Origin of the sequence: Buttiauxella brennerae ATCC 51605 (assembly GCF_001654925.1) — a bacterium.
Taxonomy (GTDB): Bacteria; Pseudomonadota; Gammaproteobacteria; order Enterobacterales; family Enterobacteriaceae; genus Buttiauxella; species Buttiauxella brennerae.
The window spans coordinates 306,647-328,171 of the sequence record NZ_LXER01000017.1 but is presented as its reverse complement, the minus strand read 5'-3'; the positions used below and the strand labels follow the sequence as shown (position 1 = coordinate 328,171).

At 49.6% G+C, this 21,525-nt stretch carries 42 protein-coding genes; 16 read left to right on the top strand and 26 right to left on the bottom strand.

Annotated features, from left to right (window positions below; all coding sequences use genetic code 11):
* Positions 1-32 precede the first annotated feature (32 nt).
* Complete coding sequence (rnd, locus tag M975_RS09720) at positions 33-1,154, top strand: ribonuclease D (RefSeq protein ID WP_245164400.1); 1,122 nt, start codon at positions 33-35, stop codon at positions 1,152-1,154.
* Between the two features lie 176 nt (positions 1,155-1,330).
* Here rnd and minE read toward each other — a convergent pair whose 3' ends face one another.
* From minE to minC, 3 genes are read right to left on the bottom strand one after another with little or no spacing between them, the layout of a single operon-like run.
* Positions 1,331-1,609, bottom strand: coding sequence for a cell division topological specificity factor MinE (minE, locus tag M975_RS09715; protein ID WP_034455225.1), 279 nt, complete (start codon positions 1,607-1,609; stop codon positions 1,331-1,333).
* Positions 1,610-1,612: 3 nt separating this feature from the next.
* Entirely contained in the window at positions 1,613-2,425 is an 813-nt protein-coding gene (gene minD / locus M975_RS09710; RefSeq protein WP_064559011.1) for a septum site-determining protein MinD, read from the bottom strand.
* 24 nt (positions 2,426-2,449) lie between these two features.
* A complete protein-coding gene (gene minC / locus M975_RS09705) occupies positions 2,450-3,157 on the bottom strand; it encodes a septum site-determining protein MinC (RefSeq protein WP_064559010.1) in 708 nt (235 codons plus the stop codon).
* A gap of 126 nt (positions 3,158-3,283) precedes the next feature.
* Between minC and M975_RS09700 the strand changes: the two genes are divergently transcribed.
* The 4 genes from M975_RS09700 (at position 3,284) to M975_RS09685 (ending at position 5,977) form a co-directional block, all read left to right on the top strand.
* Positions 3,284-3,559 carry a YcgL domain-containing protein gene (locus tag M975_RS09700; RefSeq protein WP_064559009.1) on the top strand — a complete coding sequence of 92 codons (276 nt, stop codon included), beginning with the start codon at positions 3,284-3,286 and terminating at the stop codon, positions 3,557-3,559.
* A 75-nt stretch (positions 3,560-3,634) separates the two neighbouring features.
* A complete protein-coding gene (locus M975_RS09695) occupies positions 3,635-4,702 on the top strand; it encodes a lytic murein transglycosylase (RefSeq protein WP_083967873.1) in 1,068 nt (355 codons plus the stop codon).
* A 78-nt stretch (positions 4,703-4,780) separates the two neighbouring features.
* Positions 4,781-5,440, top strand: a complete 660-nt coding sequence (locus M975_RS09690) for a fumarylacetoacetate hydrolase family protein (RefSeq protein ID WP_064559007.1) — start codon at positions 4,781-4,783, stop codon at positions 5,438-5,440.
* Positions 5,441-5,530: 90 nt separating this feature from the next.
* Positions 5,531-5,977 carry a YcgN family cysteine cluster protein gene (locus M975_RS09685; RefSeq protein ID WP_064559006.1) on the top strand — a complete coding sequence of 149 codons (447 nt, stop codon included), beginning with the start codon at positions 5,531-5,533 and terminating at the stop codon, positions 5,975-5,977.
* Between the two features lie 26 nt (positions 5,978-6,003).
* Here M975_RS09685 and M975_RS09680 read toward each other — a convergent pair whose 3' ends face one another.
* From M975_RS09680 to M975_RS09590, 23 genes are all read right to left on the bottom strand, one after another.
* Positions 6,004-7,287, bottom strand: coding sequence for a site-specific integrase (locus M975_RS09680; protein WP_064559005.1), 1,284 nt, complete (start codon positions 7,285-7,287; stop codon positions 6,004-6,006).
* A 33-nt stretch (positions 7,288-7,320) separates the two neighbouring features.
* Positions 7,321-7,569, bottom strand: coding sequence for an excisionase family protein (gene xisR / locus M975_RS09675; protein WP_064559004.1), 249 nt, complete (start codon positions 7,567-7,569; stop codon positions 7,321-7,323).
* Between the two features lie 145 nt (positions 7,570-7,714).
* Positions 7,715-8,227 (bottom strand): hypothetical protein, encoded by a 513-nt coding sequence (locus tag M975_RS23195; RefSeq protein WP_064559003.1) that lies wholly within the window; start codon positions 8,225-8,227, stop codon positions 7,715-7,717.
* A 159-nt stretch (positions 8,228-8,386) separates the two neighbouring features.
* Entirely contained in the window at positions 8,387-9,070 is a 684-nt protein-coding gene (locus M975_RS23375; RefSeq protein ID WP_064559002.1) for a hypothetical protein, read from the bottom strand.
* On the bottom strand, positions 9,063-9,242 hold the full coding sequence (locus M975_RS09660) for a hypothetical protein (RefSeq protein ID WP_064559197.1): 180 nt from the start codon (positions 9,240-9,242) through the stop codon (positions 9,063-9,065). The genes M975_RS23375 and M975_RS09660 overlap by 8 nt, the downstream gene beginning before the upstream one ends.
* 22 nt (positions 9,243-9,264) lie before the next feature.
* Positions 9,265-9,471 (bottom strand): hypothetical protein, encoded by a 207-nt coding sequence (locus M975_RS09655; protein WP_064559001.1) that lies wholly within the window; start codon positions 9,469-9,471, stop codon positions 9,265-9,267.
* 227 nt (positions 9,472-9,698) lie between these two features.
* Positions 9,699-10,169: a phiTE_072 family protein gene (locus M975_RS09645; RefSeq protein WP_245164388.1), complete on the bottom strand. Its 471-nt coding sequence runs from the start codon at positions 10,167-10,169 to the stop codon at positions 9,699-9,701.
* Positions 10,170-10,238: 69 nt separating this feature from the next.
* Positions 10,239-10,403, bottom strand: coding sequence for a DUF2737 family protein (locus tag M975_RS22310; protein ID WP_074388350.1), 165 nt, complete (start codon positions 10,401-10,403; stop codon positions 10,239-10,241).
* Between the two features lie 11 nt (positions 10,404-10,414).
* Positions 10,415-10,720, bottom strand: coding sequence for a hypothetical protein (locus M975_RS09640; protein WP_064558999.1), 306 nt, complete (start codon positions 10,718-10,720; stop codon positions 10,415-10,417).
* An 18-nt stretch (positions 10,721-10,738) separates the two neighbouring features.
* Positions 10,739-11,212, bottom strand: coding sequence for a single-stranded DNA-binding protein (locus M975_RS09635; RefSeq protein WP_064558998.1), 474 nt, complete (start codon positions 11,210-11,212; stop codon positions 10,739-10,741).
* A complete protein-coding gene (locus tag M975_RS09630) occupies positions 11,213-11,836 on the bottom strand; it encodes an ERF family protein (protein ID WP_064558997.1) in 624 nt (207 codons plus the stop codon).
* On the bottom strand, positions 11,833-11,982 hold the full coding sequence (locus M975_RS23120; protein ID WP_167350537.1) for a hypothetical protein: 150 nt from the start codon (positions 11,980-11,982) through the stop codon (positions 11,833-11,835). Before M975_RS23120 ends, M975_RS09630 begins: the two co-directional genes overlap by 4 nt.
* Positions 11,979-12,182, bottom strand: coding sequence for a hypothetical protein (locus M975_RS09625; protein ID WP_064558996.1), 204 nt, complete (start codon positions 12,180-12,182; stop codon positions 11,979-11,981). The genes M975_RS23120 and M975_RS09625 overlap by 4 nt, the downstream gene beginning before the upstream one ends.
* The gene (locus M975_RS23115) at positions 12,179-12,349 is read right to left on the bottom strand and encodes a hypothetical protein (RefSeq protein ID WP_167350536.1); all 171 of its coding nucleotides are present in this window, start codon (positions 12,347-12,349) and stop codon (positions 12,179-12,181) included. The genes M975_RS09625 and M975_RS23115 overlap by 4 nt, the downstream gene beginning before the upstream one ends.
* 18 nt (positions 12,350-12,367) lie before the next feature.
* Positions 12,368-12,754 carry a hypothetical protein gene (locus M975_RS09620; RefSeq protein ID WP_064558995.1) on the bottom strand — a complete coding sequence of 129 codons (387 nt, stop codon included), beginning with the start codon at positions 12,752-12,754 and terminating at the stop codon, positions 12,368-12,370.
* Between the two features lie 72 nt (positions 12,755-12,826).
* Positions 12,827-13,333: a hypothetical protein gene (locus M975_RS09615; RefSeq protein ID WP_064558994.1), complete on the bottom strand. Its 507-nt coding sequence runs from the start codon at positions 13,331-13,333 to the stop codon at positions 12,827-12,829.
* A 104-nt stretch (positions 13,334-13,437) separates the two neighbouring features.
* Positions 13,438-13,569, bottom strand: coding sequence for a hypothetical protein (locus tag M975_RS23500; protein ID WP_280643785.1), 132 nt, complete (start codon positions 13,567-13,569; stop codon positions 13,438-13,440).
* 2 nt (positions 13,570-13,571) lie between these two features.
* Positions 13,572-13,709 carry a hypothetical protein gene (locus tag M975_RS22930; protein WP_157093359.1) on the bottom strand — a complete coding sequence of 46 codons (138 nt, stop codon included), beginning with the start codon at positions 13,707-13,709 and terminating at the stop codon, positions 13,572-13,574.
* A 2-nt stretch (positions 13,710-13,711) separates the two neighbouring features.
* A complete protein-coding gene (locus tag M975_RS09610) occupies positions 13,712-14,047 on the bottom strand; it encodes a hypothetical protein (protein ID WP_064558993.1) in 336 nt (111 codons plus the stop codon).
* An 86-nt stretch (positions 14,048-14,133) separates the two neighbouring features.
* On the bottom strand, positions 14,134-14,388 hold the full coding sequence (locus tag M975_RS09605) for a hypothetical protein (RefSeq protein WP_245164387.1): 255 nt from the start codon (positions 14,386-14,388) through the stop codon (positions 14,134-14,136).
* A 3-nt stretch (positions 14,389-14,391) separates the two neighbouring features.
* Positions 14,392-14,646 (bottom strand): transcriptional antitermination N peptide, encoded by a 255-nt coding sequence (locus tag M975_RS09600; RefSeq protein ID WP_064558992.1) that lies wholly within the window; start codon positions 14,644-14,646, stop codon positions 14,392-14,394.
* A 614-nt stretch (positions 14,647-15,260) separates the two neighbouring features.
* Positions 15,261-15,581: a hypothetical protein gene (locus M975_RS09595; RefSeq protein ID WP_064558991.1), complete on the bottom strand. Its 321-nt coding sequence runs from the start codon at positions 15,579-15,581 to the stop codon at positions 15,261-15,263.
* Between the two features lie 84 nt (positions 15,582-15,665).
* A complete protein-coding gene (locus M975_RS09590) occupies positions 15,666-16,358 on the bottom strand; it encodes an XRE family transcriptional regulator (RefSeq protein ID WP_064559195.1) in 693 nt (230 codons plus the stop codon).
* 109 nt (positions 16,359-16,467) lie between these two features.
* Here M975_RS09590 and M975_RS09585 point away from each other — a divergent pair, with 109 nt between their 5' ends.
* The 11 genes from M975_RS09585 to M975_RS09540 all read left to right on the top strand — a co-directional run bounded on the left by M975_RS09585 (position 16,468) and on the right by M975_RS09540 (position 21,268).
* Entirely contained in the window at positions 16,468-16,683 is a 216-nt protein-coding gene (locus tag M975_RS09585) for a transcriptional regulator (RefSeq protein WP_064558990.1), read from the top strand.
* A 113-nt stretch (positions 16,684-16,796) separates the two neighbouring features.
* Positions 16,797-17,096 (top strand): CII family transcriptional regulator, encoded by a 300-nt coding sequence (locus tag M975_RS09580; protein ID WP_064558989.1) that lies wholly within the window; start codon positions 16,797-16,799, stop codon positions 17,094-17,096.
* Between the two features lie 77 nt (positions 17,097-17,173).
* Positions 17,174-18,169: a replication protein gene (locus tag M975_RS09575; protein ID WP_245164385.1), complete on the top strand. Its 996-nt coding sequence runs from the start codon at positions 17,174-17,176 to the stop codon at positions 18,167-18,169.
* The gene (locus M975_RS09570; RefSeq protein ID WP_064558987.1) at positions 18,166-18,867 is read left to right on the top strand and encodes a replication protein P; all 702 of its coding nucleotides are present in this window, start codon (positions 18,166-18,168) and stop codon (positions 18,865-18,867) included. The genes M975_RS09575 and M975_RS09570 overlap by 4 nt, the downstream gene beginning before the upstream one ends.
* On the top strand, positions 18,864-19,235 hold the full coding sequence (locus tag M975_RS09565; protein WP_064558986.1) for an HMG-box domain-containing protein: 372 nt from the start codon (positions 18,864-18,866) through the stop codon (positions 19,233-19,235). The genes M975_RS09570 and M975_RS09565 overlap by 4 nt, the downstream gene beginning before the upstream one ends.
* On the top strand, positions 19,232-19,585 hold the full coding sequence (locus M975_RS09560; protein ID WP_064558985.1) for a hypothetical protein: 354 nt from the start codon (positions 19,232-19,234) through the stop codon (positions 19,583-19,585). Before M975_RS09565 ends, M975_RS09560 begins: the two co-directional genes overlap by 4 nt.
* Positions 19,586-19,623: 38 nt before the next feature.
* Complete coding sequence (locus M975_RS09555; protein ID WP_064558984.1) at positions 19,624-19,968, top strand: phiTE_015 family protein; 345 nt, start codon at positions 19,624-19,626, stop codon at positions 19,966-19,968.
* The gene (locus M975_RS09550; protein WP_064558983.1) at positions 19,943-20,353 is read left to right on the top strand and encodes a recombination protein NinB; all 411 of its coding nucleotides are present in this window, start codon (positions 19,943-19,945) and stop codon (positions 20,351-20,353) included. The genes M975_RS09555 and M975_RS09550 overlap by 26 nt, the downstream gene beginning before the upstream one ends.
* Complete coding sequence (locus M975_RS09545; protein ID WP_064558982.1) at positions 20,350-20,913, top strand: phage N-6-adenine-methyltransferase; 564 nt, start codon at positions 20,350-20,352, stop codon at positions 20,911-20,913. The genes M975_RS09550 and M975_RS09545 overlap by 4 nt, the downstream gene beginning before the upstream one ends.
* The gene (locus M975_RS22305; protein WP_074388349.1) at positions 20,889-21,065 is read left to right on the top strand and encodes a NinE family protein; all 177 of its coding nucleotides are present in this window, start codon (positions 20,889-20,891) and stop codon (positions 21,063-21,065) included. Before M975_RS09545 ends, M975_RS22305 begins: the two co-directional genes overlap by 25 nt.
* On the top strand, positions 21,062-21,268 hold the full coding sequence (locus M975_RS09540; RefSeq protein ID WP_064558981.1) for a hypothetical protein: 207 nt from the start codon (positions 21,062-21,064) through the stop codon (positions 21,266-21,268). Before M975_RS22305 ends, M975_RS09540 begins: the two co-directional genes overlap by 4 nt.
* Positions 21,269-21,525 lie beyond the last annotated feature (257 nt).

Sequence of the window (21,525 nt, the reverse complement as noted above, 5' to 3'; positions counted from 1 at the left end):
TTTTTATGGGCGCAAACCTAAGAGAACTGAATTTGACTTACCAAATGATTACTACCGACGAAGGCCTTGCAACCGTTTGTGAGGCTGCGCGCCAATTTCCAGCCATTGCGCTGGATACTGAATTTGTTCGTACGCGGACCTACTACCCGCAACTGGGTTTGATCCAGCTGTACGACGGTGAAACAGCGTCGCTTATCGACCCACTCACCATTTCTGACTGGTCACCGTTCAAAGCACTGTTGCAAGACACTGCGGTGATTAAGTTCCTGCATGCAGGCAGTGAAGACCTGGAAGTGTTCCTCAATGCGTTTGGCATGCTGCCCGACCCGTTTATCGACACACAGATTCTGGCCGCCTTTAGCGGGCGCCCACTCTCCTGCGGCTTTGCCACGATTGTTGAGTCGTTTACCGGTATTGCACTGGATAAAAGCGAATCACGCACCGACTGGCTGGCACGCCCACTGACTGAGCGCCAGTGTGATTATGCTGCCGCAGATGTGCTCTATCTGCTGCCGATTGCGCACAAGTTGATGGAAGAGACGGAAGCAGCGGGCTGGATGGAAGCGGCTCTGGACGAATGCAACCTGATGGCTTCCCGCCGCCAGGATGTTCTCGACCCGGAAGAAGCCTGGCGTGAAATCGGCAACGCATGGCAGCTAAGAACGCGTCAGCTGGCCTGCCTGAAGAAACTGGCATCCTGGCGTCTGCGTAAAGCGCGTGAGCGTGATATGGCGGTTAACTTCGTGGTGCGTGAAGAACACCTCTGGCAAGTCGCACGTTATATGCCAGGGTCTTTAGGTGAGCTTGAACACCTTGGTCTGAGCGGTAGCGAAATTCGTTTCCACGGCAAAGCACTTCTGGCTATGGTGGTCGAAGCCCAGGCATTGTCCGACGACGAACTGCCTGAACCATTGAGCAACCTGGTTGATATGCCGGGATATCGCCGCGTATTTAAAGCAATAAAGGCGCAGGTCCTGCAGGTGAGTGAAACTTGCGGTTTAAGTGTTGAGTTGCTGGCTTCACGCCGACAAATTAACCAGTTGTTGAATTGGCACTGGCAATTAAAAACCCGGACTACACTACCTGAATTAATCAGTGGCTGGCGTGGTCGTGTAATGGGTGAGGCTTTAAAAATGTTGTTGGCAGATTTTTAATATACCGGGCATGGGTATAGATTGAAGGTTACTGTGAATAATTACAGGGATTGAGCCGATAATAATGGAATATATCCATTAACCTTTAAGACTAGTCTGTATTAAGAAAGTTGTCAGAAAGTAAAAATAAATAAGCCCGCAGAATTCATTCTGCGGGCTTATTTCGAGAAGTTAGATTACGCAGATTTGGTTGTTGCTTCCTGAGTTTCTGGCAACGTTACGTTGAGCTCCAGAACAGAAATATCGTCATCTTTTTGATCGAGAACGACGGTCAACATCTCCGGATCGATTTTGACATATTTGCAAATCACTTCCAGAATATCGCGTTTCAGCTGCGGTAAATAATGCGGTTCACTATCTCCACGGCGCCGTTCTGCAACGATGATTTGCAGGCGTTCTTTTGCAATGTTGGCGGTGTTCTTTTTCCGTGAGAGAAAAAAGTCTAGTAATGCCATAACTTATCCTCCGAACAGGCGTTTGAGGAAGCCTTTCTTCTCTTCTTCAATGAAGCGGAAAGGGCGTTCTTCGCCAAGCAGGCGCTCAACAGTATCTGCGTAAGCTTTACCTGCGTCAGCCTCCTGGTCAAGAATGACCGGCTCACCCTGGTTTGAAGCACGCAAAACAGATTGATCTTCAGGAATAACCCCGACCAGTGGAATGCGCAGGATTTCCAGCACATCTTCCATGCTCAGCATGTCGCCGCGGTTAACACGGCCAGGGTTGTAACGTGTTAACAGCAGGTGTTCTTTAATCGGCGCTTCACCGTTTTCTGCACGGCGAGATTTAGAAGAAAGAATACCGAGAATACGGTCGGAATCGCGTACTGATGATACTTCAGGGTTAGTGGTAATAACCGCTTCATCAGCGAAATAGAGCGCCATTAATGCGCCCGTTTCGATACCCGCAGGGGAATCACAAACGATAAACTCGAAGTCCATATTTTTCAGGTCTTCAAGCACCTTCGCAACACCTTCACGGGTGAGGGCGTCTTTATCGCGAGTCTGTGATGCCGGGAGAATATAGAGTTGCTCGGTGCGTTTATCTCTGATCAATGCCTGATTTAATGTGGCATCACCCTGGATAACGTTTACAAAATCGTATACTACGCGACGCTCGCAACCCATAATCAAGTCCAGGTTACGCAGGCCAATATCAAAATCGATGACGACGGTTTTTCTTCCCTTCTGGGCCAAACCCGTAGCGATGGCCGCGCTGGACGTGGTCTTACCGACGCCCCCTTTACCCGATGTAACAACAATAATGCGTGCCATAAAGGAATTCCTTGTTAAAAGGGCTTAATTCAAAGATTGAACGGAGAGAGCTCCACTCGCCAGACTCAGGCGCGCCGCTTTCCCATAATAATCAGCTGGTATTTGCTCACTCAGCCAGTATTCACCCGCTATTGAAACCAACTCAGCAGCAAGATTTGTACAGAATATTTGTGCATCACGATCGCCACTGGCGCCCGCCAGAGCACGGCCACGCATCATGCCGTAAACATGAATATTACCATCAGCTATAAGTTCTGCACCGGCACTGACGTGATTGGTGATAATCAAATCACAGTTTGGCGCATAAATACGCTGACCGGAACGAACCGGGGTATCAATCAAACGCGTTTTTGTGATCGGGTTGGCAACGGGCTCAACAGGCACCGCAACCTCTACGGGTGCGGCCTTAACTCTGGTATTTTTTTCTTTACCTTCAGTCAATAGCGGCAAGCCGGCGCGCTCAATTTCTTTTTTCAGCGCTTCGTCTTTACAACCACTGATACCGACTACTCGTAAACCGGAAGAAACCACTGCTTGTTGCACTTTCTTCCAATTAACTGAACCGTCGAGGCTGGAAACATTCACCACCACGGGTGCATTTTTCAGAAAGGCGGGTGCCTGGGATACTTTTTCCTGAAGGGCCTGGAGGATCACCTCGGGTTGCGCATCATGTAAATGAAGCACTGATAAGGTAAAACTGCTGCCTTTTAACTCGATTGGCGTGTTTGACATCCTGGCCTTACTCAATTCAGTTTTAATCCCCACCGATGTGGGACGATATTCCGAAGTACATCTGGCATGTTATAGTCACAGGTATATTCAGGCAAGCCACCATCTGGCGAAAAAAGAGTAAAAAAAATGTTTTGTGTGATCTACAGAAGTAGTAAACGTGACCAGACTTATCTTTATGTCGAAAAAAAAGACGATTTCTCTCGCGTCCCTGAAGAATTAATGAGCGGCTTTGGTACCCCACAATTGGCAATGGTATTACCGCTTGATGGGAGTAAAAAACTGGCGAACGCAGATTTTGATAAAGTAAAACAAGCGCTCAAAGATGTGGGCTATTATTTACAACTGCCGCCACCGCCAGAAAGCTTGTTAAAAATGCATCTCGAAAATAGTCCGAAAAAATAAGTTTAGGACTTGTGCCAAATCTTTCCTGAGCATAAAGGCAGATGATATTTAGAACAAATAACCGCGGGAAAAATGATGAAGACTCCAGCAATTTGTTTAACAACCATCGCCTTTATGCTTACCAGTTATTCAGCTGCATCAATCGGTGCGCAAACTCAATCCCTTGTTAACACACCAGTTACAACCGTGCCCGAAACCAAACCTGCACCTGCAACCCTTGCGCAGCAGGGGCGTGATCCGGCTGAATTTCCCGCCTATGTAGAAACCCTCAAAGCGCAAGCCAGGAGCAAAGGCATCAGCGAAAGCACCATCAACAGTGCATTTGCCAACATCCATTTTGTTGATCGGGTCATAAAATCCGACCAGAACCAACTTGAAAAGAAAATCATGCTCGATGAGTACCTGGCTCGTGTCACATCGCCGGAAAAAATAGAGCAAGCCCGCGCTCAGTATCAGCAGCACCAAAACGAGTTAAATTCAATAACTGCCCGCACAGGCGTACAAAGCCAGTACATCGTGGCGCTGTGGGCGATGGAAAGCCATTTTGGTGAGATACAGGGTAAAGAGGATATTGTCTCTGCTCTGGCGACGCTTGCCTTCGAAGGGCGGCGTGAGGCGTTCTTTACTAACGAACTGATGGCATCCCTGAAAATTCTCGACCAGGGCCATATCACCCCAGACGAGCTGAAAGGTTCCTGGGCAGGCGCCATGGGGCAAAGCCAGTTTATGCCAAGCTCTTATTTACGCTACGGTGCTGATGGCGATGGTGACGGGAAAATAGATATCTGGACAAACACCAGTGATGTTTTTGCATCAACGGCTAACTACCTGGAAACTGAAGGCTGGAAAGCGTGGCAAACTTGGGGAACTGAAATCACCTTACCCGAAGGTTTTGATAGCGCGCTTGCCGGCACTAAAACAGAACAGGGGAAAACGGTGAGCCAATGGCAAAAGTTAGGCATCGTGTTTAAAGATGGCGTAACGCTACCTGCATCTTCGCAAAAGTCCTGGGTCATCACACCTGATGACAACCTGGGGCGCTCGTACCTCGTCTTTAATAACTTTCGCACCATCATGCACTGGAATCGTTCTTACTACTTTGCGATAAGCATCGCGACGATGGCTGACGCTATCGCACAATAACTGATACTCATCAGTATTCAGCCGTGGTTTTTTTCTCTAGTATCAAAAGTAGTTAACACAACGACGCAGAGGAAAGGCATGTATCAGCATCATAACTGGCAGGGCGCGCTGCTGGATTTTCCGGTCAGCAAAGTAGTGTGTGTAGGTAGCAACTACGCAAAACATATTAAAGAGATGGGCAGTGCGACACCTGATGAACCGGTTTTATTTATCAAACCGGAAAGCGCGCTGTGCGATATTCGCCAGCCGCTTGCTCTACCGCAGGGTTTAGGCTCTGTGCACCATGAAGTTGAACTGGCGATTCTTATCGGCTCAACGCTTAAACAGGCGACGGAAGAGCATGTCGCAAAAGCCATCGCGGGTTACGGTATCGCGCTGGATCTGACATTACGTGACCTGCAGGGCAAGCTAAAGAAAGCAGGGCAGCCGTGGGAAAAAGCGAAGGGCTTCGATAATTCCTGCCCGATTTCGGGTTTTATCCCGGCGGCTCAATTTGCAGCCGATCCGCAAAACACCGAGATTGCGCTGAAAATTAATGGCGAAATTCGCCAGCAAGGTTCGACTTCGGACATGATCCACAAAATTGTGCCGTTAATTGCCTACATGAGCCGCTTCTTTACCTTGCGTGCTGGTGATGTGATTTTGACCGGCACGCCAGAAGGCGTTGGTCCACTGGCAAGCGGTGATAGCCTGGAACTGAGCTTTGACGGGCGTAGTTTGACCACCCGCGTACTATAATGAAATTGCCGCCTCGGGGCGGCAACACTTGCATCTTTATCCCACAGCGTTTATAAGGTGCAGCTTGTTTTTTCAAATGCGGGCACCAACATGACACAGGCACCTTTTTGGCAGAGTAAAACACTCGACGAAATGAGCGACACGGAGTGGGAATCACTGTGTGACGGCTGTGGCCAGTGTTGTCTGCATAAGCTGATGGACGAAGACAGCGATGAAATCTATTTCACTAACGTCGCGTGCAAACAGCTAAACATCAAAACGTGCCAGTGCAAAAATTACGAGCGCCGTTTTGAATACGAGCCAGACTGTATCAAGCTCACGCGTGATAATTTGCCGACGTTCGAATGGTTGCCACATTCGTGTGCTTATCGCCTGTTGGCCGAAGGTAAAGATTTACCGACATGGCACCCGTTGTTAACAGGCTCAAAAGCGGCCATGCACGGCGAACGCATTTCTGTACGTCACATCGCGGTTAAAGAGTCTGAAGTCAGTGATTGGCAAGATCATATACTCAACAAACCTGAGTGGGCTGATTGACGTATTGATTTTAAAGGAGTTTTGTCTTACTGCGATATTGCCTGGGGCATCTGTGGGACATCTTCACTAAAATTAGCGTTCATAATGCTCATCTGATCGCCGTTGTTATCACTCATCCATTTCCCGTAAACGTTGTAAACCATCTGCGCCGAAGTGTGGCCCATTTGTGCTGCGATAAAGTTCGGGTTGGCCCCCGCGCTTAATGCCCAGCACGCAAAGGTGTGTCTCGACTCGTATGCTTTCCGGTGGCGAATACCGGCACGCTGCAACATCAAATTCCACGTAGCACCAAATGACCCTGGCGCGTACCAGTCTCCCCCGATCCCATTTCGTGCGGTAAGCTTTGGCACAAATACAAAGGTGCACTCATCTGTGCGCGCTCTCCCAAACTCTCGCAGATGAACCTTTATCTTGTGCTGCTTGCCCATGCGGGTATAAGCCATCTGATTTTTCAGCGCCTGAATCGCTGGAAGTGTCAGATTTATGGTCCGGTTACCGCAATCAGTTTTCGGTGGGGTAAAGTGGTCCTTAATAGCCAGATTGCGACGGATCGTTATCGTCAAGTTTTTGGTGTCGATATCTTCCCATGCCAGTGCGCTTATCTCCCCATGACGCAAGCCAGTATTGACCGCCAGAACCCACAGGTTACGTATCTGTTCAGCCGGTGCCGCATCAAGGAGGCGTCTATACTCATCCTTGCTCAGCGGGTCGGGCTCAGGTCTGCTCTTGCGTAACGGATCAACTCCAGTGAATGGGCTCTTTTCGATGTACCCGTTATGGACAGCAAACTCCATCATTCCAGACAGGCATGCCAGATAAACGTTTACCGTTCTTACCGTGCGTCCCTTTTTGGCGGACCGGTTCAACTGATGCTTTCCGTTAACCTGATACCCGGTAAGCAACTCCATTCTTAGCGTAAGAATATCTTCGTGTGATATAGAAGAAAGCAACCGTTCGGGCCCGAGATTCTCCTGGGTAATTTTGATATATGACTTGTAGCGCCTGAATGCGTTCTCTGTTATTTCCATCCTCTTTAGCTCAAGCCACTTCGCAGATATCACGCCAAGCGTAATGTCCTGCCCGGTGATGCCGAACTTCTTCAGGTTCGGAGACTGCGGGAACTGCGCGGCATAGTTAAACGTCCCTGTCTTTATTGCGAACCCAATAGACGTACGCAATTCCCCGGCTATCTTCCTGTTCTTCGGCGTATCCTCTACGCCCAGCGACTCCCTGACTCTCTTCCCCTTGTAGATAAACCACAGCCGCAGCGTGCCGCCGTGGTTCTCCACGCCAGTTGGATATTTGGACATGCATACTTCCTCATTGTTGAAAGGTGAGGGTATTTAAGCAGATTTCTTGCGGGGGATCGCCGGGCGTTGTCGCTCTACCCAGTTATCGACTTCATGACGGTTGTATAAAATAGGGCTGTTGTCTTTTGGCTGACAGTCACCTGAGTAATGTCGGTACTCCTTTCCTTCAAGCCATGATTTCTCTCTGGCCATCTTTATGGCGTTGTGTGTCAATCCAGTGATCGTAATCAGCAATTCTTCAGATACCCATTTGTTAGGCACCAGTTGGATAATTTCGCTCATGGCTTTCTCCAGGCGTATAAAAAACCGCACTCAGATGCAGGTCATATATGGTCTTTTATCATGAAATTTAATAGAAATGGCTCATGTATAAACCGTTACGCGTGTAATGGCTCACATATGAGCTTATTGGTGAGTGATTTGGTGTTTATGGTTCATTTTTGATACTTGGCGCGGCGGCAATCATGGCAGCCCAGCATAACTTGGCTTTATGCGCCGCCTGCTGGCATCCGCTCATAGCTTTGTATGCCTCCCATTCATCCGAATTACTAAAGAATGAGTCCGGTTCAGATTCAAACCCTTCAACTACCATATTCTCTGTTGGCTCGATCGGTACCAGTTTCCATCCAGTAGGCACAGCCTGGAGTGGAGGCGCTGCAAACAATGGGCCCGGAGCTACATTGAAACGCCGCCAGCGAATATCACACTTTCTTTCTTCGCCTGGCTTGTTCCACGCAACAACATCAGCAACCGGCTTCCTGCTCGCATCCCGTCGCGCCAGTAACTCGTTAAGAGCGGTCATGGTATTGGCGAAAAGCTGATATTGTTCTTTGTCGTCTATTGGGTCGTAGCCGTCCTGCCAAGAACGCAGCGTTTCGCCAAGCTCTTTCACTTGCTCATCACTCAGCGTCTGCTCTAATCCCATGCGATTGGTAGTCATAGTGCCTCCCGCAATTTTCTAGCGGCTTCTTGTAGCAGTGAGCTAACCGCCTCATTATCCTCATTGTCCAAAGAGTTCAGGGTTTGGAGTAGCTGCACCGCTTCTGTGTATGTCAGTTTTAGGTTAATTGCCCGCCGTTTTTGATTTGCGTTTCCCATCTCACTTCACCTCAACCTGAATTCCTGCAATATCACCCGCACGCTCAATGGCTTCTTTCACCCAGCGCTTATAGGTTTCTGGATGGAATTGCTCTGTCTTGCCGATGCCACTCCAGAATGCCTTGCTGCTTGAATCTGGCAACTTAACGCATAGCGGCGCAGCTTCACGCATAGCGTCATTGGACTTAACGCATAGTGGACGAGATTCCATATTATTGAGCCTGTCACGCAGCATCGAGTCACGCTCACTACGCAATCTGGAGACAGTTTGCTTCATCTCTGCCAGTTCATTGGATAGCTGCATCATGCCGCTGGGTGCGGCTTGCAGCTCTGCGATGCGATTAGCGCCATGCTCGACAGCCTCACTACACTTCTCCTTCCACTCATCGCCTCGCAGCCTCGACTGCTCCAGAGCCGCTATCAGTGCATCAATATGTTTCTGCTGAAAATTCCAGGCCTCGACCACGGCAGAATTAACAGCGCCGCAATCTATGATTTCAGAGTCATCAGTATCGCAATGCGGGCAATAGCAATCGCCATAATCGCCCGTATCGGCAATAGCCTCACCGCCAGTCATACGCTCACTGGTAAACATTTCTCCGCAGGCACCACACTCAGCCAGGTAGTAACTCCCTGTAACCGCATTTCCTTTTCTGGCAATCAGCGCTTCTATTCCCTTATCCATTGCTGGCCTCCTGAGCGACAAAACGAGATGGTGACCAGTCGCAGTAAGTGTCAGTTTCGACGTGACCGAAAATTGCTTTGCAACGGTAAATGTGGCGGCAATCTCCGCATTTAGCCCCAGCAGGTAGCTTCATCTTGTCTGGGTCCGCCGGGTCATAGTTCAGCGTTTTAATGTTATTGCTCATCTCTCATCCCTCAATGCTGAGCAAATTGCTCGCGTTCGAATTTGGTTGCGTATCGCCATGTGAAGCCGCGATGTGACTTAGCGCGACCACTGATGGCTTTCTTGATGCCTGCACGTTTAAATCCAGGCGCGTAATATGGCGACGGAAAATAGACTTGCTCACCTGTCTGCTTATGGATGCCGATAACCGGCTTTTGGCGGTCTACTCGCTGTTTCAATGGCGATCCTCCAGAGTTCCGTTAGCGACGCCCATCCAGTAAATGAGTTGCCGCCTGGTATAGATAGGGTGGTATTTCGTTTCGTACTTGCAGAGGATGCGGAGATAGATTTCTTTCCGTTCTTGCGCATTCCTTGCGCCTTCTTTCTTCCATGCTGATTCAACATCTCCCCAGCATTTACGCGCAGTGGCTCGTACTGCATTGCTCTCTGTTGCGTTCATGAGGCATCACTGGGTAGCGCCAGCCTCCAGAGTTTTCAGAGCCTCGCGTACCGCATTGGTTATGCGCTCGAGGTACTTATATTCGTGATTTGGAACAGAAGGCCAACCGGCATACCATGGCTCATCACCCAGTAGATTTAACAGCGCGCTACCAAGGCGAGAGTCACAGCAAAGCGCCTTAACGTCATCCGCGCCGCTGACCTCGCTCCACATCTCTTGCGCCTCATGCCAGGTAATTTCCTGCTGGCGTCGCAGCTTGATAATTTCGCCTTTAACAAACTCAATATTTGCGTCGTTATCGTCATCAACCGTGCTGGACATCTGCGGCGAGAAATAACCAATCAGGTATTGGTTAGAAACGCGCTTGATGAACTCCTGCACCGTGTCGCCACCCATGGCAAACCATGCACCAGTCCATGCCTTTCCATAGCAGGTGATAGTGATGCGGCCTTTTCCGGGCTCATAGTTTTCAATCATCACTCGGACAGGATCGAGACCTTCAACCATCTGTGATGGTTAAAGACAGCACCTCAGTAGTTTCAATTTTCACTTGCCACTCCCTTGCAAAAGACGATTCAGAAACCGGTTTTCGTTCACCGATGGAAAGCTGCAGCGCTTCATCAGCTCGTTCCGTGATGGCATTGGGCGCTGTCTGCGGCGTATGGCTAAGTCTCCCGGCGTGATGTCAGGATCATACTGATTGGTTCGCATGGGTAATCCCCTTAGTCGCTAGTGCGATGACCGAAGCGACCTAAGCGGACGCGAGAACGGTCGTCTGTGTATTTGTGAGGTAGGTGAGGGCCGACAATCTGGAAGGCTGGCAGGAACGATGCGCGGTAGTTGTCGTGCCATAACTGGCTATCTGCCAGCGAGTCAGCCTGGCGCTCCATGCGCTGCTGTTTCGACTCCGGCTGAATCTCTCCAGCCATTGATTTATTCAGGTACGCAAACACATTCGCCAGCACCTCCGACTTACTTCCAGCAGAGCACTGACGAGGGTTATCCGCCCCAGGTTGAGGTGATGGCATAGCGGCGTCCTGTTTAGGTTAAATCGAGTGAATAGCGTGACGAGGGAAGGGAAGCGTTACCGGTGCAAAAGGTATATCGTCATCGAAGTCCATAGGAGGTTCGCTCATTTGCGCCTGGCGTTGTTGCTGAGGCTGTGAGTGGCTGGCCTGCTGCGTTGCTTGCTGTTGTGGCTGCGTTCCACCGCGTGGCGGCAGGTCAATATCCCGCACCAAAACTGTCGGCGTTTGTGCCTGGCTGCCATCCTGTCGAGTCCATTCCTCAATAACGAACTCACCGCATACTGTTACCTTTGCGCCTTTCAATACCGCGCCCGATAACTTCTCAGCCATCGTTCCGAACATTTTGCAGTTCAGCCAGGATGTTTTCTCGTTATCCCCAAAACCACTTTTAGCCGGCAGAGAGAATGAAGCGATGTGCTTGCCGTTTGGCGTGACGCGAAGCACTGCATCCTTGCCAACATTCCCTGATACCGTAATTACGTTAATTGCCATTTATGCCGCCTGTTTTAGTTCTGAGTTGCGCGTTTTGAATACGTCTACGCATTTCTGCTGATGATCTGGTGATGCCGCCAGCGCATTCCATGCCGGTTTGTAGATGCCCTTTAATTCATCCATGCTCTGACAGGCCGATGCCTGAGCGGTAAAGTCTTTCAGCACCTCATCCGGTGTGCGAGTTGACACCTGGTGGACTTCCGCATCCGCATCAATCGCTGTTTCTTCCGTTGGAATGCAGAACGCCTGGAATGCTGCGTATTTGTAGGCGATCGACATGGCCTTGTTGGTGGCCTTGTCCCCGCTGTCCATCGCCTCGCCGTAAGTCACAACCGTATGAATGCTTCCATCCTCAGTGCTGACGAAATCGAACTCAGCTTTGACGACAACGTAGAAGAGCACTCCGCCTTTTTGAGTTACTCGCTCTGTTACGCTGCGTTCTGTGATGCGGGGCAAGATGAGCAATCCATGCCTAACAAGTGCAGGCGCTAACGCGTTGTATACCTGATCGATACCGCGAAAGTTAAAACCCTGCTGGGCGTTGCGTCTGTCCTTGCTAATGCCTTGCTCAGACATATCCTTGGCTACTGCGCTGATCGCCTTGTAAACATTCTTCTCTGTCATTGGTAGTTCCCCGCGAATTCTTGCCAGCTAACCTGCTCATTGCCGCGCTCGGCAGCCAGATTGACCTGCTCGGTTATTTCATCCTCAACCATATCGAGCATCAGTTCGGTAAACGCCTTTTCATCCCATAGCTCTGCTGCACTCATGCCGCTTTCTCCTGCTTTGCAATTACCATGTAACCCTGAGCCTCCATGAATTCGATAATCTCTTTCTGGTCCATCTGGAGAAGGATTTCAGCGGGGTTATTGGCTTGATCTAACTGGACATCCTCAGCGATGATCTTCATCTTCCCTGCGTGAGCGCTTTGTCGTGTGGTGAAGTAAGAGCAGGTGAGGTTGATGTTCATGGGCGAGCCTCCTGGCGAAGAATGTCGACCAGCTTATCCAGCCAGCTCTTCTTCGGTGGCGGGGTGAAGCTGGCAGATGTCAGGCGGTGAGATGGGTGATGCTGAATTGATTTAAACGCGTCGAAAGGGCGAACCGATGCCGCCCCTGCAATAGCGAACTGTTGCATGGTGTGCTCCTTGAATTTTTATAAAGCTTGAAGGTGTGAAAGAAGCTCTTTTGCGTCTTTCAAAACTTTGAATGGGATGCCGTCATAAGGACTTTCTTCGGTAAACGCGTCGTACAAGTGTGCGTAGTCAGAACCTATTTCTCGATAGCGGCATGGGCGTTGGTGTTCATAACGATATTCAGGCCAGTCCACTGTATTTATGCGGTCATATGTCACGCCACCATGGAAGGGAAGGTCAAAGAAAAACGCTTCCTCTTTATCGAAATATTGGTGCTCAGGGGTGATAAGCAGATACACGTTCCAGCACCAGTTAACCCCATCACTCCAACCTTTCACCTTCACTCTGTAGTCTTTACCTTTGCCGACGAGCCACTCAAAAGATGGCTTGGCGAGTTCTGCATTCATTTGATGACTCCTGTTAGGTTTGTGTTCATTCATCAGCGTTGACGCTCAGGGATGGGCACAAAAAAGCCGCTGTTACGCGGCCTCGGCATCTTCAATTTGCTTGTTGATTTGGTCGATATTCATCAGGCAGTAAATGGCGCATTCAATGTCATGGTCATTCATGGTGCCGTTGCTCACCATTAATCGAGCTGCGGTAGTAAGCCCAACCTTAAAGACCATGCATCCATGACGTGGGCCATATCCATACTCATGGTCTTCGCGCTGATCGCTCCAGCGGTCGTAATTTTTAGTGCCAAAATACCGAGTCTTTAGCCGTTCACATCCAGATGCCAAATCGCTAATCGCATCGGTAACGCATTCTTTTCGCTTGCTGTTATTCTCGGACTTTCCGAAGTACACGATTTCCTTGCCGCGCTGAATCATTACTTCGTTCAGACCAGCATTGACGAAGTTAAGCTGCTCAGAAACCTTAACCAACTCAGATGCCAGACGATTACTTTCTGACTCATAATGCTTACGCAGCGCCGTGCGATCCGACTCCAGTTGCTGCTTGCGGAGTGTTAACTCTTTCAGGCTCATACTTTTCTCCAGGCAAAAAGAAGCCCGCACGGTGGCGGGCAATAAGGACAACGAGGGTTCAGTATCTGTTCTCAGGGAAAGCTGAAAGCAGATACGGAAGCTGGTTATTCAATTTCTACGCTGTAGCCTTCTTTGCGTTTTTGTTCTGCATATTGTCTGGCACCGTTCCAGTCGTAACAGGTGCGACGACCAACTTCTGCACCGTTATGCGACCAGATAACGTGGTATCGCTTCATGTTTATTCTTCCTCTTCATCGTCGACTGGTTCGTCGACAATCTGGTTATTCACGGCGCCACATACCTGACACTCGGTGTGCGTCAGGTTCGACCATGGGCCCATCCAGATGACCAGGCTGCCGCAAGATGCGCACTCCATATCTATTCTCCTGTAGCCTTGCTGATAGCGGACTCAGCCACTTCCATTCGGCCCCAAACAGAATCTGGCTTGTCGGGTGTCGGGTAGGTGTTCTTTTTGACGATGGAAACCATGTCGATTAGTGCTGCCAGCAAATCAGGTGCCGCTGCGATTAACCTGGCATTTGCTGCCGCCTCAGCAGCTGTATCAGGCGAGTCAATCCAAGAGGTTCCGTAAGCGATGTGAAACCCCTTACCGCCAGCCGAACCTGTATGTATTACGTGCAAATCACCTTCAACTTCGGCCTGTAAAACCAACTTTGTTGACCACGGCCCCCGCGTTCCTTTGAACTCACTCATGATCCACCCCAATCCGCATAAAAAAGGCCGCACACTGGCAGCCAACTTGTAACGATAACTTACACGTTCAGTTGTAAACCCCAGGCTTACAACTCATCCCGAATCTGTGAGAGCTTGCTGATTGCCCGGTAGTGACCACGGCGCTGCTCTTCCGTTTTAATCGCTCTCAAATCATCCTTGATAGCGTCAATGGCTTCGTTAAGCACCTGAGCCTTAGCTTCCTTGATGGCTTGCTTACGTGGCTTCAGGCGAGGTTTCTGTGATGACCTGCCAGAGAGGTTATTTCGGATCGCTTTGGCCTGCGCCTTTTGGCGGGCTATTGCCTGTTCGAGTGTTTCCATCCTTCACCTCGCTGTAATGCTCTCTGACTTACGATGACCAGCGCTATACATCGCCACCTGTGGCAAACAAGCACCGCCTGACTCTTCTTTAGGCTCACGCCAGTTTGGAGCGCGAAGAGCTTGCTCAACTCTCGGCAATGAAGCGCCCGACAGTTTTGCGAATGCCCGGTTAATCTTTCCTGCGTAATTTCCTGCATCAATCTGCTGAGCTGCTTTTCTGGCGTTGTACTCAGCCATACGGCGTTGATTTCTGTTCATGGGTATTCCTCAGTGAATTTATGCCTACCCCCATTTGCAGAGGCAGGGTAAATCAACTGCACCACTACCCGGAGTGGCCACGCTCATGCCCTTGAGGTGCTGTCGCACTGCTTTACCGAAGCTACTTTTAATTAGAACCTTGACCCGATGCTAAGCAGGCTCACTCATTGGTGACTCAGGGCAGCATCATTACTGCTGCATTGCCTTTCGGCTGCGGTCTAACCGCTTTAGTGCACCATTTCGGCACCTCCTGTTTGGTTAAACATTCTTTCCTGTGTATTCACAGGGCTAAATTATTAAAGAGCCAGCAACTCAGTTCCTTGTTGCGTTTCAGCTTCCTGCTGATGGAAGAATAATAGCCATGAGTATTATCAATAGCAATACGTATTGGTATTAATTGATAGCAATTGCTATTTATTCATTGATAACTAAGCGAATTTATTTTTTTAAATACAATGCTAATTGCTATGTGGAATGTTTTTTGTTCGGGAATTGGGCTTCATGGCGGGGATTTTCTGGAGGCCGTTACGTAGATAGGGGAGTGTGGGGCAATAAAAAACCCGGCTCAAGGACCGGGTTATTGGTGTGCATATCGCTAAGGATTGAATCTATAGCTATTTATTTTTATAAGCCGTAGCGCGAACTACCTGGCCGGTAGCCCAATAAGATGGTGAGCTTTTCGGATCAATGACAACATATTGCGCCCCAATTCCGGCCGCCTTATCCAAAGCCTCGTAAATTGCATTCTGGTACCCAGTCTGTCGGCTCACCCCTGAGAGTGACGAGGTGCCTGTAACGTTGGCAACAAACTGATATTGGCTTGCTTGTGCTTGATCAATAATCTGAACGTGTGATGCCCGGTCAGACATTTCAGTAGCGCAGCCGGAGAGTAACGCAGCAGCTAACACAATGGGGCCAAACATTAACTTTTTCATATGAATGCCATTTTTTTTAGTTAGTAGGAATTCTAGTAGCCATGAGCAGATCAGAACACATTACCAGCCTACTCGATACCACTGCTAAAGCTTGTTGTACTTTATTGATTCGTGAATCAGTGCTTTACCCATCACATAGAACTGATCCTGGTTATCCTCTGCGATATACCATTTTTCATATGTCGGATTGTCAGACAGAACGGCTAACTTATCCCCCTGCATTTGCAGGCGTTTAACATGGAAGGTTCTACCGAATACAAATGCGTAAACTCCATCTGTCTTGAAATGCCGCATAGACACATCAAAAAACAACCTGTCACCGGAGTTAAGCGTGGGTGACATGCTATCGCCATCTACGGTCATAACCTTCACTTCACCATCAGGCCGGTTACCGAACAGTGATCTTGCGTGTTCCGTTGTGAATTCTATGGCGTGCAGCACTTCTACAGCATCCGAAATCATGTATGTCCCAGGTCCCGCACTTACTTTTATGTCGAGAACATCAACGCGGAAGATACCCTCTTGCGGCCTGGCTTCTTTAACGACGGGCTTTTGACCTTCATCACTCATTGAGCCTTCACCTGATGAGAGCCAGTCTGGGCGCACACCAAGAGCGTTGGCAATATCTACAATTCGAGTAGAGCCCTTTGCGTTTCCTGAAGCTAAACGCCAAATCGTAGGTTGAGCAACACCAGACGCTTTAGCTAAAGCGCCCTGGGTCATTCCTGATCTTTCCATCGCCAAATTAAGGCGGTCAGCGAGAGTATCTATTTTCATACCCCCAAATTTATACGTTGCCGTATTGCTCGTCAAAAGCGTTTCGCTATTGCCAATATCAATACTCATTGCTATTATCCATCTTGAGTAATACGTAAAGGAATTAAAAATGACTAATAAAGCTATTCAACGCGCTGTCAGCATCGCAGGTAGTCAGCAAAAGCTGGCATCTCTTTGCGGTGTTGCTCAGCCAACAGTTTGGCGCTGGTTACATGGCGGCGGTATTGAGATCCGCTACGTAATGGAAATCGTCAAAGCAACCGGTGGAAAAGTTAAAGCTCAAGACATTCGACCTGACTTAGCTCAACTGCTCCAGGCAAGTTAAGAAACACCGCTCTTTATCAATCTGACCTCCCTCGGAACACCAGGGAAAAACCAAAGTGACAAGCTCACCGCAATGTCACGCAATTAACTAATTCAACAAGGAAATTTTAAACCATGGAAATTGCAAGCTATCGCAAAAAAGCGAGAGAGATTGAAAGCCAGTTACTGAACAAGCTAGCTGAGCGTGGGCAGGGAGCATTAGCAAAAGTTCTTGAACTTGACGATGCAGCCGTTAGCAGGATGAAACGACCATCGGGAAAGCAGCGGCACAGCTTCTTCCAGATGATGAGTCTTGCAATGGCTTATCTGGATGTGGTGTCGCCCGAATCAGAAGTGGCGAAAAGTTTGCTGCGGATAGAGAAGCTACTGACAAAAGAAAAAGCGCCGGAGTGCTTGGAACACTTCGACGCTTAGTGCAATTCAATGGACTCAAATCACAGGAGAAATTATGCCAGGAATAACTGGATGTGTAAACAGTGGAGGGGGAGGCGATGTCTACTGCTGAACTCTTTGATTTTAACGCTGCACGAAAGCGCAGGAGCAACAGGATGGAGAACCAGAAGAATGGTTACATCCCGTTGTACCGGAGCGTCAAGAAGCAACCATGGGCAAAGGATGTCTATCTCAGGACGCTCTGGGAGAACATCCTGCTCGACGCTGCCAGGCAACCATTCGTAGCCAACTTTAAAGGGCATACATGGCGACTGGAAACCGGACAACTGGTAACGACCTCAGCTGATCTTGGTCTGGCTCTCTGCGATAGAAACGGGGAGCCAACAAGTCGCCATGCAGTTGAAAGGATGCTTACTGTATTTGAGAAAGAAGGGATGATTTCAGTTCATGCAGAAAGGAGAAAAGGGACGCTAATAACCGTTCTGAATTACTCCGAATATGCTGAAAAAATACCCGATTTACCCGCGCATAACTCCGCGCATAAGCCCGAGCATAACGAAGCCAGTGCTGGCGCGGCCTCAGAGGTACACCCCGCGCATAAACCCGAGCATAAAGCCGCGCATCATGAACAAGAAGGTAATAACAATAATAAAAAGACTACGTCCGAGAATTCTAACGAATCCTCTGACAAGCCCCCTAAAAATCTTCCTGTAGTTAGACCAGGCGCAGCAGTGCAAAGCCCCAAGGGTGACAAATGGGGTAATGCAGATGACCTGACGGCTGCGGAATGGATGTTCAAGAAAGTACAAATAATCTCACCTACAGCGCAGGAGCCAACCTGGTCATCCTGGTCAAACGATATCCGCCTGATGCGAAACGCTCTCGCGGTAAGCCATCAAGAAATATGCGAAGTATTCAAATGGGCGAATGCCGATCACTTCTGGCAGACCAACGTCATGAGCCCTGCAAAGCTTCGTGAAAAATGGGACACGCTCAAGGCCCAGATGAATCAGCCTGGCAGAAGTACGCGCACTGCGGCACCTGCCAAGCCTGAAGTCTGGAATACACGCGAAGCATGGCAGGAGTTCATATGAGAAATCTGACGAGCATTATCGCCAACCGTGACGGCGGCGCGCTGGCAAGCATGGCAGGGGCTAACCCTGAGCCAGTGAGCATCGTTAACGAAAACGCTGAGAAGCTGGTAGACGCGCTTTTTCAGAACCTGAAGCAAGTATTCCCGGCTGCGGTATCGACAGTGTTTCGCAATCCGGCAGACGAAGCCGCGGCTAAGCGTCAGTGGATCGCCGCATTCGCCGAGAACGGTATCAGGAGTCGTGAGCAGCTATCTGCAGGTATGCAGCATGCTCGAGCCAGTGAGTCGGCATTCTGGCCTTCGCCCGGGCAATTCATCGCATGGTGCAAGCAGGGGATTATCAAGGCTAACGGCTTACCTGATCTGGATGAGCTTTACCGCATGGTCATGAAGTACAGCCGTGACCGTGGTTATTACAGTTCGGCAGAAGCCTATCCATGGGGATCACCAGCCTGTTTCTGGATGGTGACCGCACTGTTTAACCAGATGCGATCTCTCAACCTCACAGAACCGGAACTGCGCAAGCGCTGCGCTAGTGAACTCAAAGCCATGTCGAAGCGTATCGAGGCTGGCGAAGCAATCCCGGCACCGGTCGTGCAAATACCGAAGCTGAGCATCCCGGTCAGTAACGACAAGGCGCTGGATAAGCTCGCAGAAATCCGGTCTAAGTTTGGCTTGAAGAAAGGACTTCAATCATGAACACCGAAATCAAAGAACTATCCCGCGCATACCAGCTCTGGTTAATCATCAAAGATAACCCCGGCATCAAGATGGCTGACGTTGCTAAGGCTATGGGTAGTCACACGAAGAACATTTCTGATGCCATTACCAAAATGGTGAAGGCCGGGAATATCTGCACCCAGGGTAAGAAGGGGATCAGAACCTACACGGCTAACAAGTCCAGCCCGCCAGTGATGTACGGTCGCGGTTCATACAAGCTCGGCAAGGAGCCGGCAAAGCCATCAATCTTCCTTGAGCCAACTCCGGGCAATTCAGTATTCGAAGAGTGCCGCGCCAACTGGATCGGGTATCGGATTAATCAATTATTGAGTGGGGTGAGAGCATGATTTACAGGCGTGGATGGGTGCCAGTTCTGTATCGGTATGAACTTGAGAAGAAGCTCAAAGAGCAGGGTTTCGAGAACTGGAAAGAAATATCACGTTTTCTGTGTGATGGTGATTCAGATACTTATGCCGATCATGATTTGCAGCCATCGCAATTCGCTTATCAGGTTGTCGATAACACCAAGTGGATGGGTGCGCGTGATGCCAAATTCTGGCAGCGACTTAACAGGCTGTGGTTCGTTCCATTGTACTTGCTGACGATACCATTCCAGTGGCTTATCCGTGGGCGAACAGGATTTTCGACGACTTCAAAGATTGCCGCGCTCTTTAGTCGCATCACCGGACTCGAATAACAGGCTCGCAAATCGCGGGCCTTTTTTATGGAGGATATATGACCACATCACCACTGAAGGTTGAAGACAGCAGGGCGCAGTTTGAAGCTGAGTTTCGCAAGCAGTACAGCTTCGATAAACACCTCGATTTGCTTCTGGAAATGTACAACCACGGCACCGATGAAGAACCTGATATTGATTATTACTCTCTGGCTGCACGTGATGCATGGAAATGGTGGCAAGCCAGCCGCGCTGCAATCGTCGTAGAGCTTGATAAGTGCAACTGTGACAACGGTGAAGAATCGGTGTGGGATGATGCAATCGAATACTGCGAAGTCACTCTCCGCGCCGCTGGCATAACCGTTAAAGGAGATAGCGATGAAGCAAACGCTAATGCTTCGTGACGAACGAATCAGGCAGAACGCAATAAACATCATCAACTCCCTCCTGACTGACAAAGATCGACCCGTAACAATCCGCATCTCCGACTACAAACGAAACCTCGACCAGAATGCAAAATTCCACGCGCTATTAGGTGACATTGCTCGCCAGGCTGAATGGTGCGGCAAGAAGCTGAAACCTGAACAGTGGAAGGTATTGCTTATCAGCGGTCACACCGTCGCCACAAAGCAGCAGGCCGAGATTGTGCCGGGCATTGAGGGTGAGTTCGTAAACATCCGCGAGAGCAGCGCAGAGATGAGCGTCAGCCGCATGGCGAGTCTTATCGAATATGTCACGGCCTGGGCAGTTGGGCAGGGGATTAAATTCACAGAGGGACGCTATTCATGAGCGATTACACCGGTAGTAACACTCCGATCGACATCCGCAATTTATGGCAAACGCCACCGGAAATAGCCGCCGCGCTAAACAAAGAATTTCACTTTGTTGGTGATGCAGCCGCCAGCGACGCGAACCACCTTTATCCGCTTTACCTGACCGAAGAGCAGAGCGCTCTGGAAACCGAATGGGATATTTATTTCCCGCCTGGTTATATCTGGATTAACCCACCATACAGCGACATCACTCCATGGGTGAGAAAAGCCTCGCAGATAGATAGCGACGAGCATGGCGCGGTGATGCTGGTTCCTGCAGATACATCGGTTGGCTGGTTCAATGAGGCCAAACGCACATGCAGTGAAATCCGGTTTATCACTGGCGGCCGACTTTCGTTTGTCCGCGCTGATACCGGCAAACCAGTGAGCGGGAACAACAAAGGTTCAATGCTGCTGATCTGGAATCCGCACATGCTGGGCGTCTGCAATGTCAGTTTTGTAGAGCGTGACCTGCTGATGGAATACGGTGCCGCAGTAGCAGGGAGAGGGGAATGCGCCAGCGAAAGAGCAGCATAGTCGCAGTAATGGACGCGTCCATATTCAAACCCACCAAACGTTCCCGCAACAAACCCAAACCAATCCCAACCGAAAGCCAGGTGAAAACGTATGACTACGTTTACGTCCTGTTGCGCGCTAAATGGGATCGCATGAGAAGGACAAGAGCATGACGACGCTACCCAGAAACTTCGGCTGGAACCGGATCAAGCTATCAACCCACACATACGAGCAGTTGCAGCAACTCGAAGATGATGTGAAAGCCAATCACAGTTGTCACGAAGGTATTCACCTTATCGACGCTGTCGGACGCAAGAAGCTCGATGCAATCAGCTGGGCTGTCTACAACAAGCAGAAGAGGAAAGATGATGCTTAGCCCGACATAAACAGCCAGATACGAGCGCAACAGCAACGCAGCAGCAGGATATTGCGCAGCGTGTACAAGGCCTTTGCAGGCTGGCGAAGTTTACGCATGTAACGAATGCGCTCATAAGGCGTATGTAGAAACTAAGGGATCATCCCAAATTTCCGCATCGATTCCTCAATCAAAATCTTGAACGAATCAGGGCATGGGTAAACTCGGGAATTGCTATCAATTCTGTTTGGGGCCGTTCTGGTTGTCAGGTTGTGATC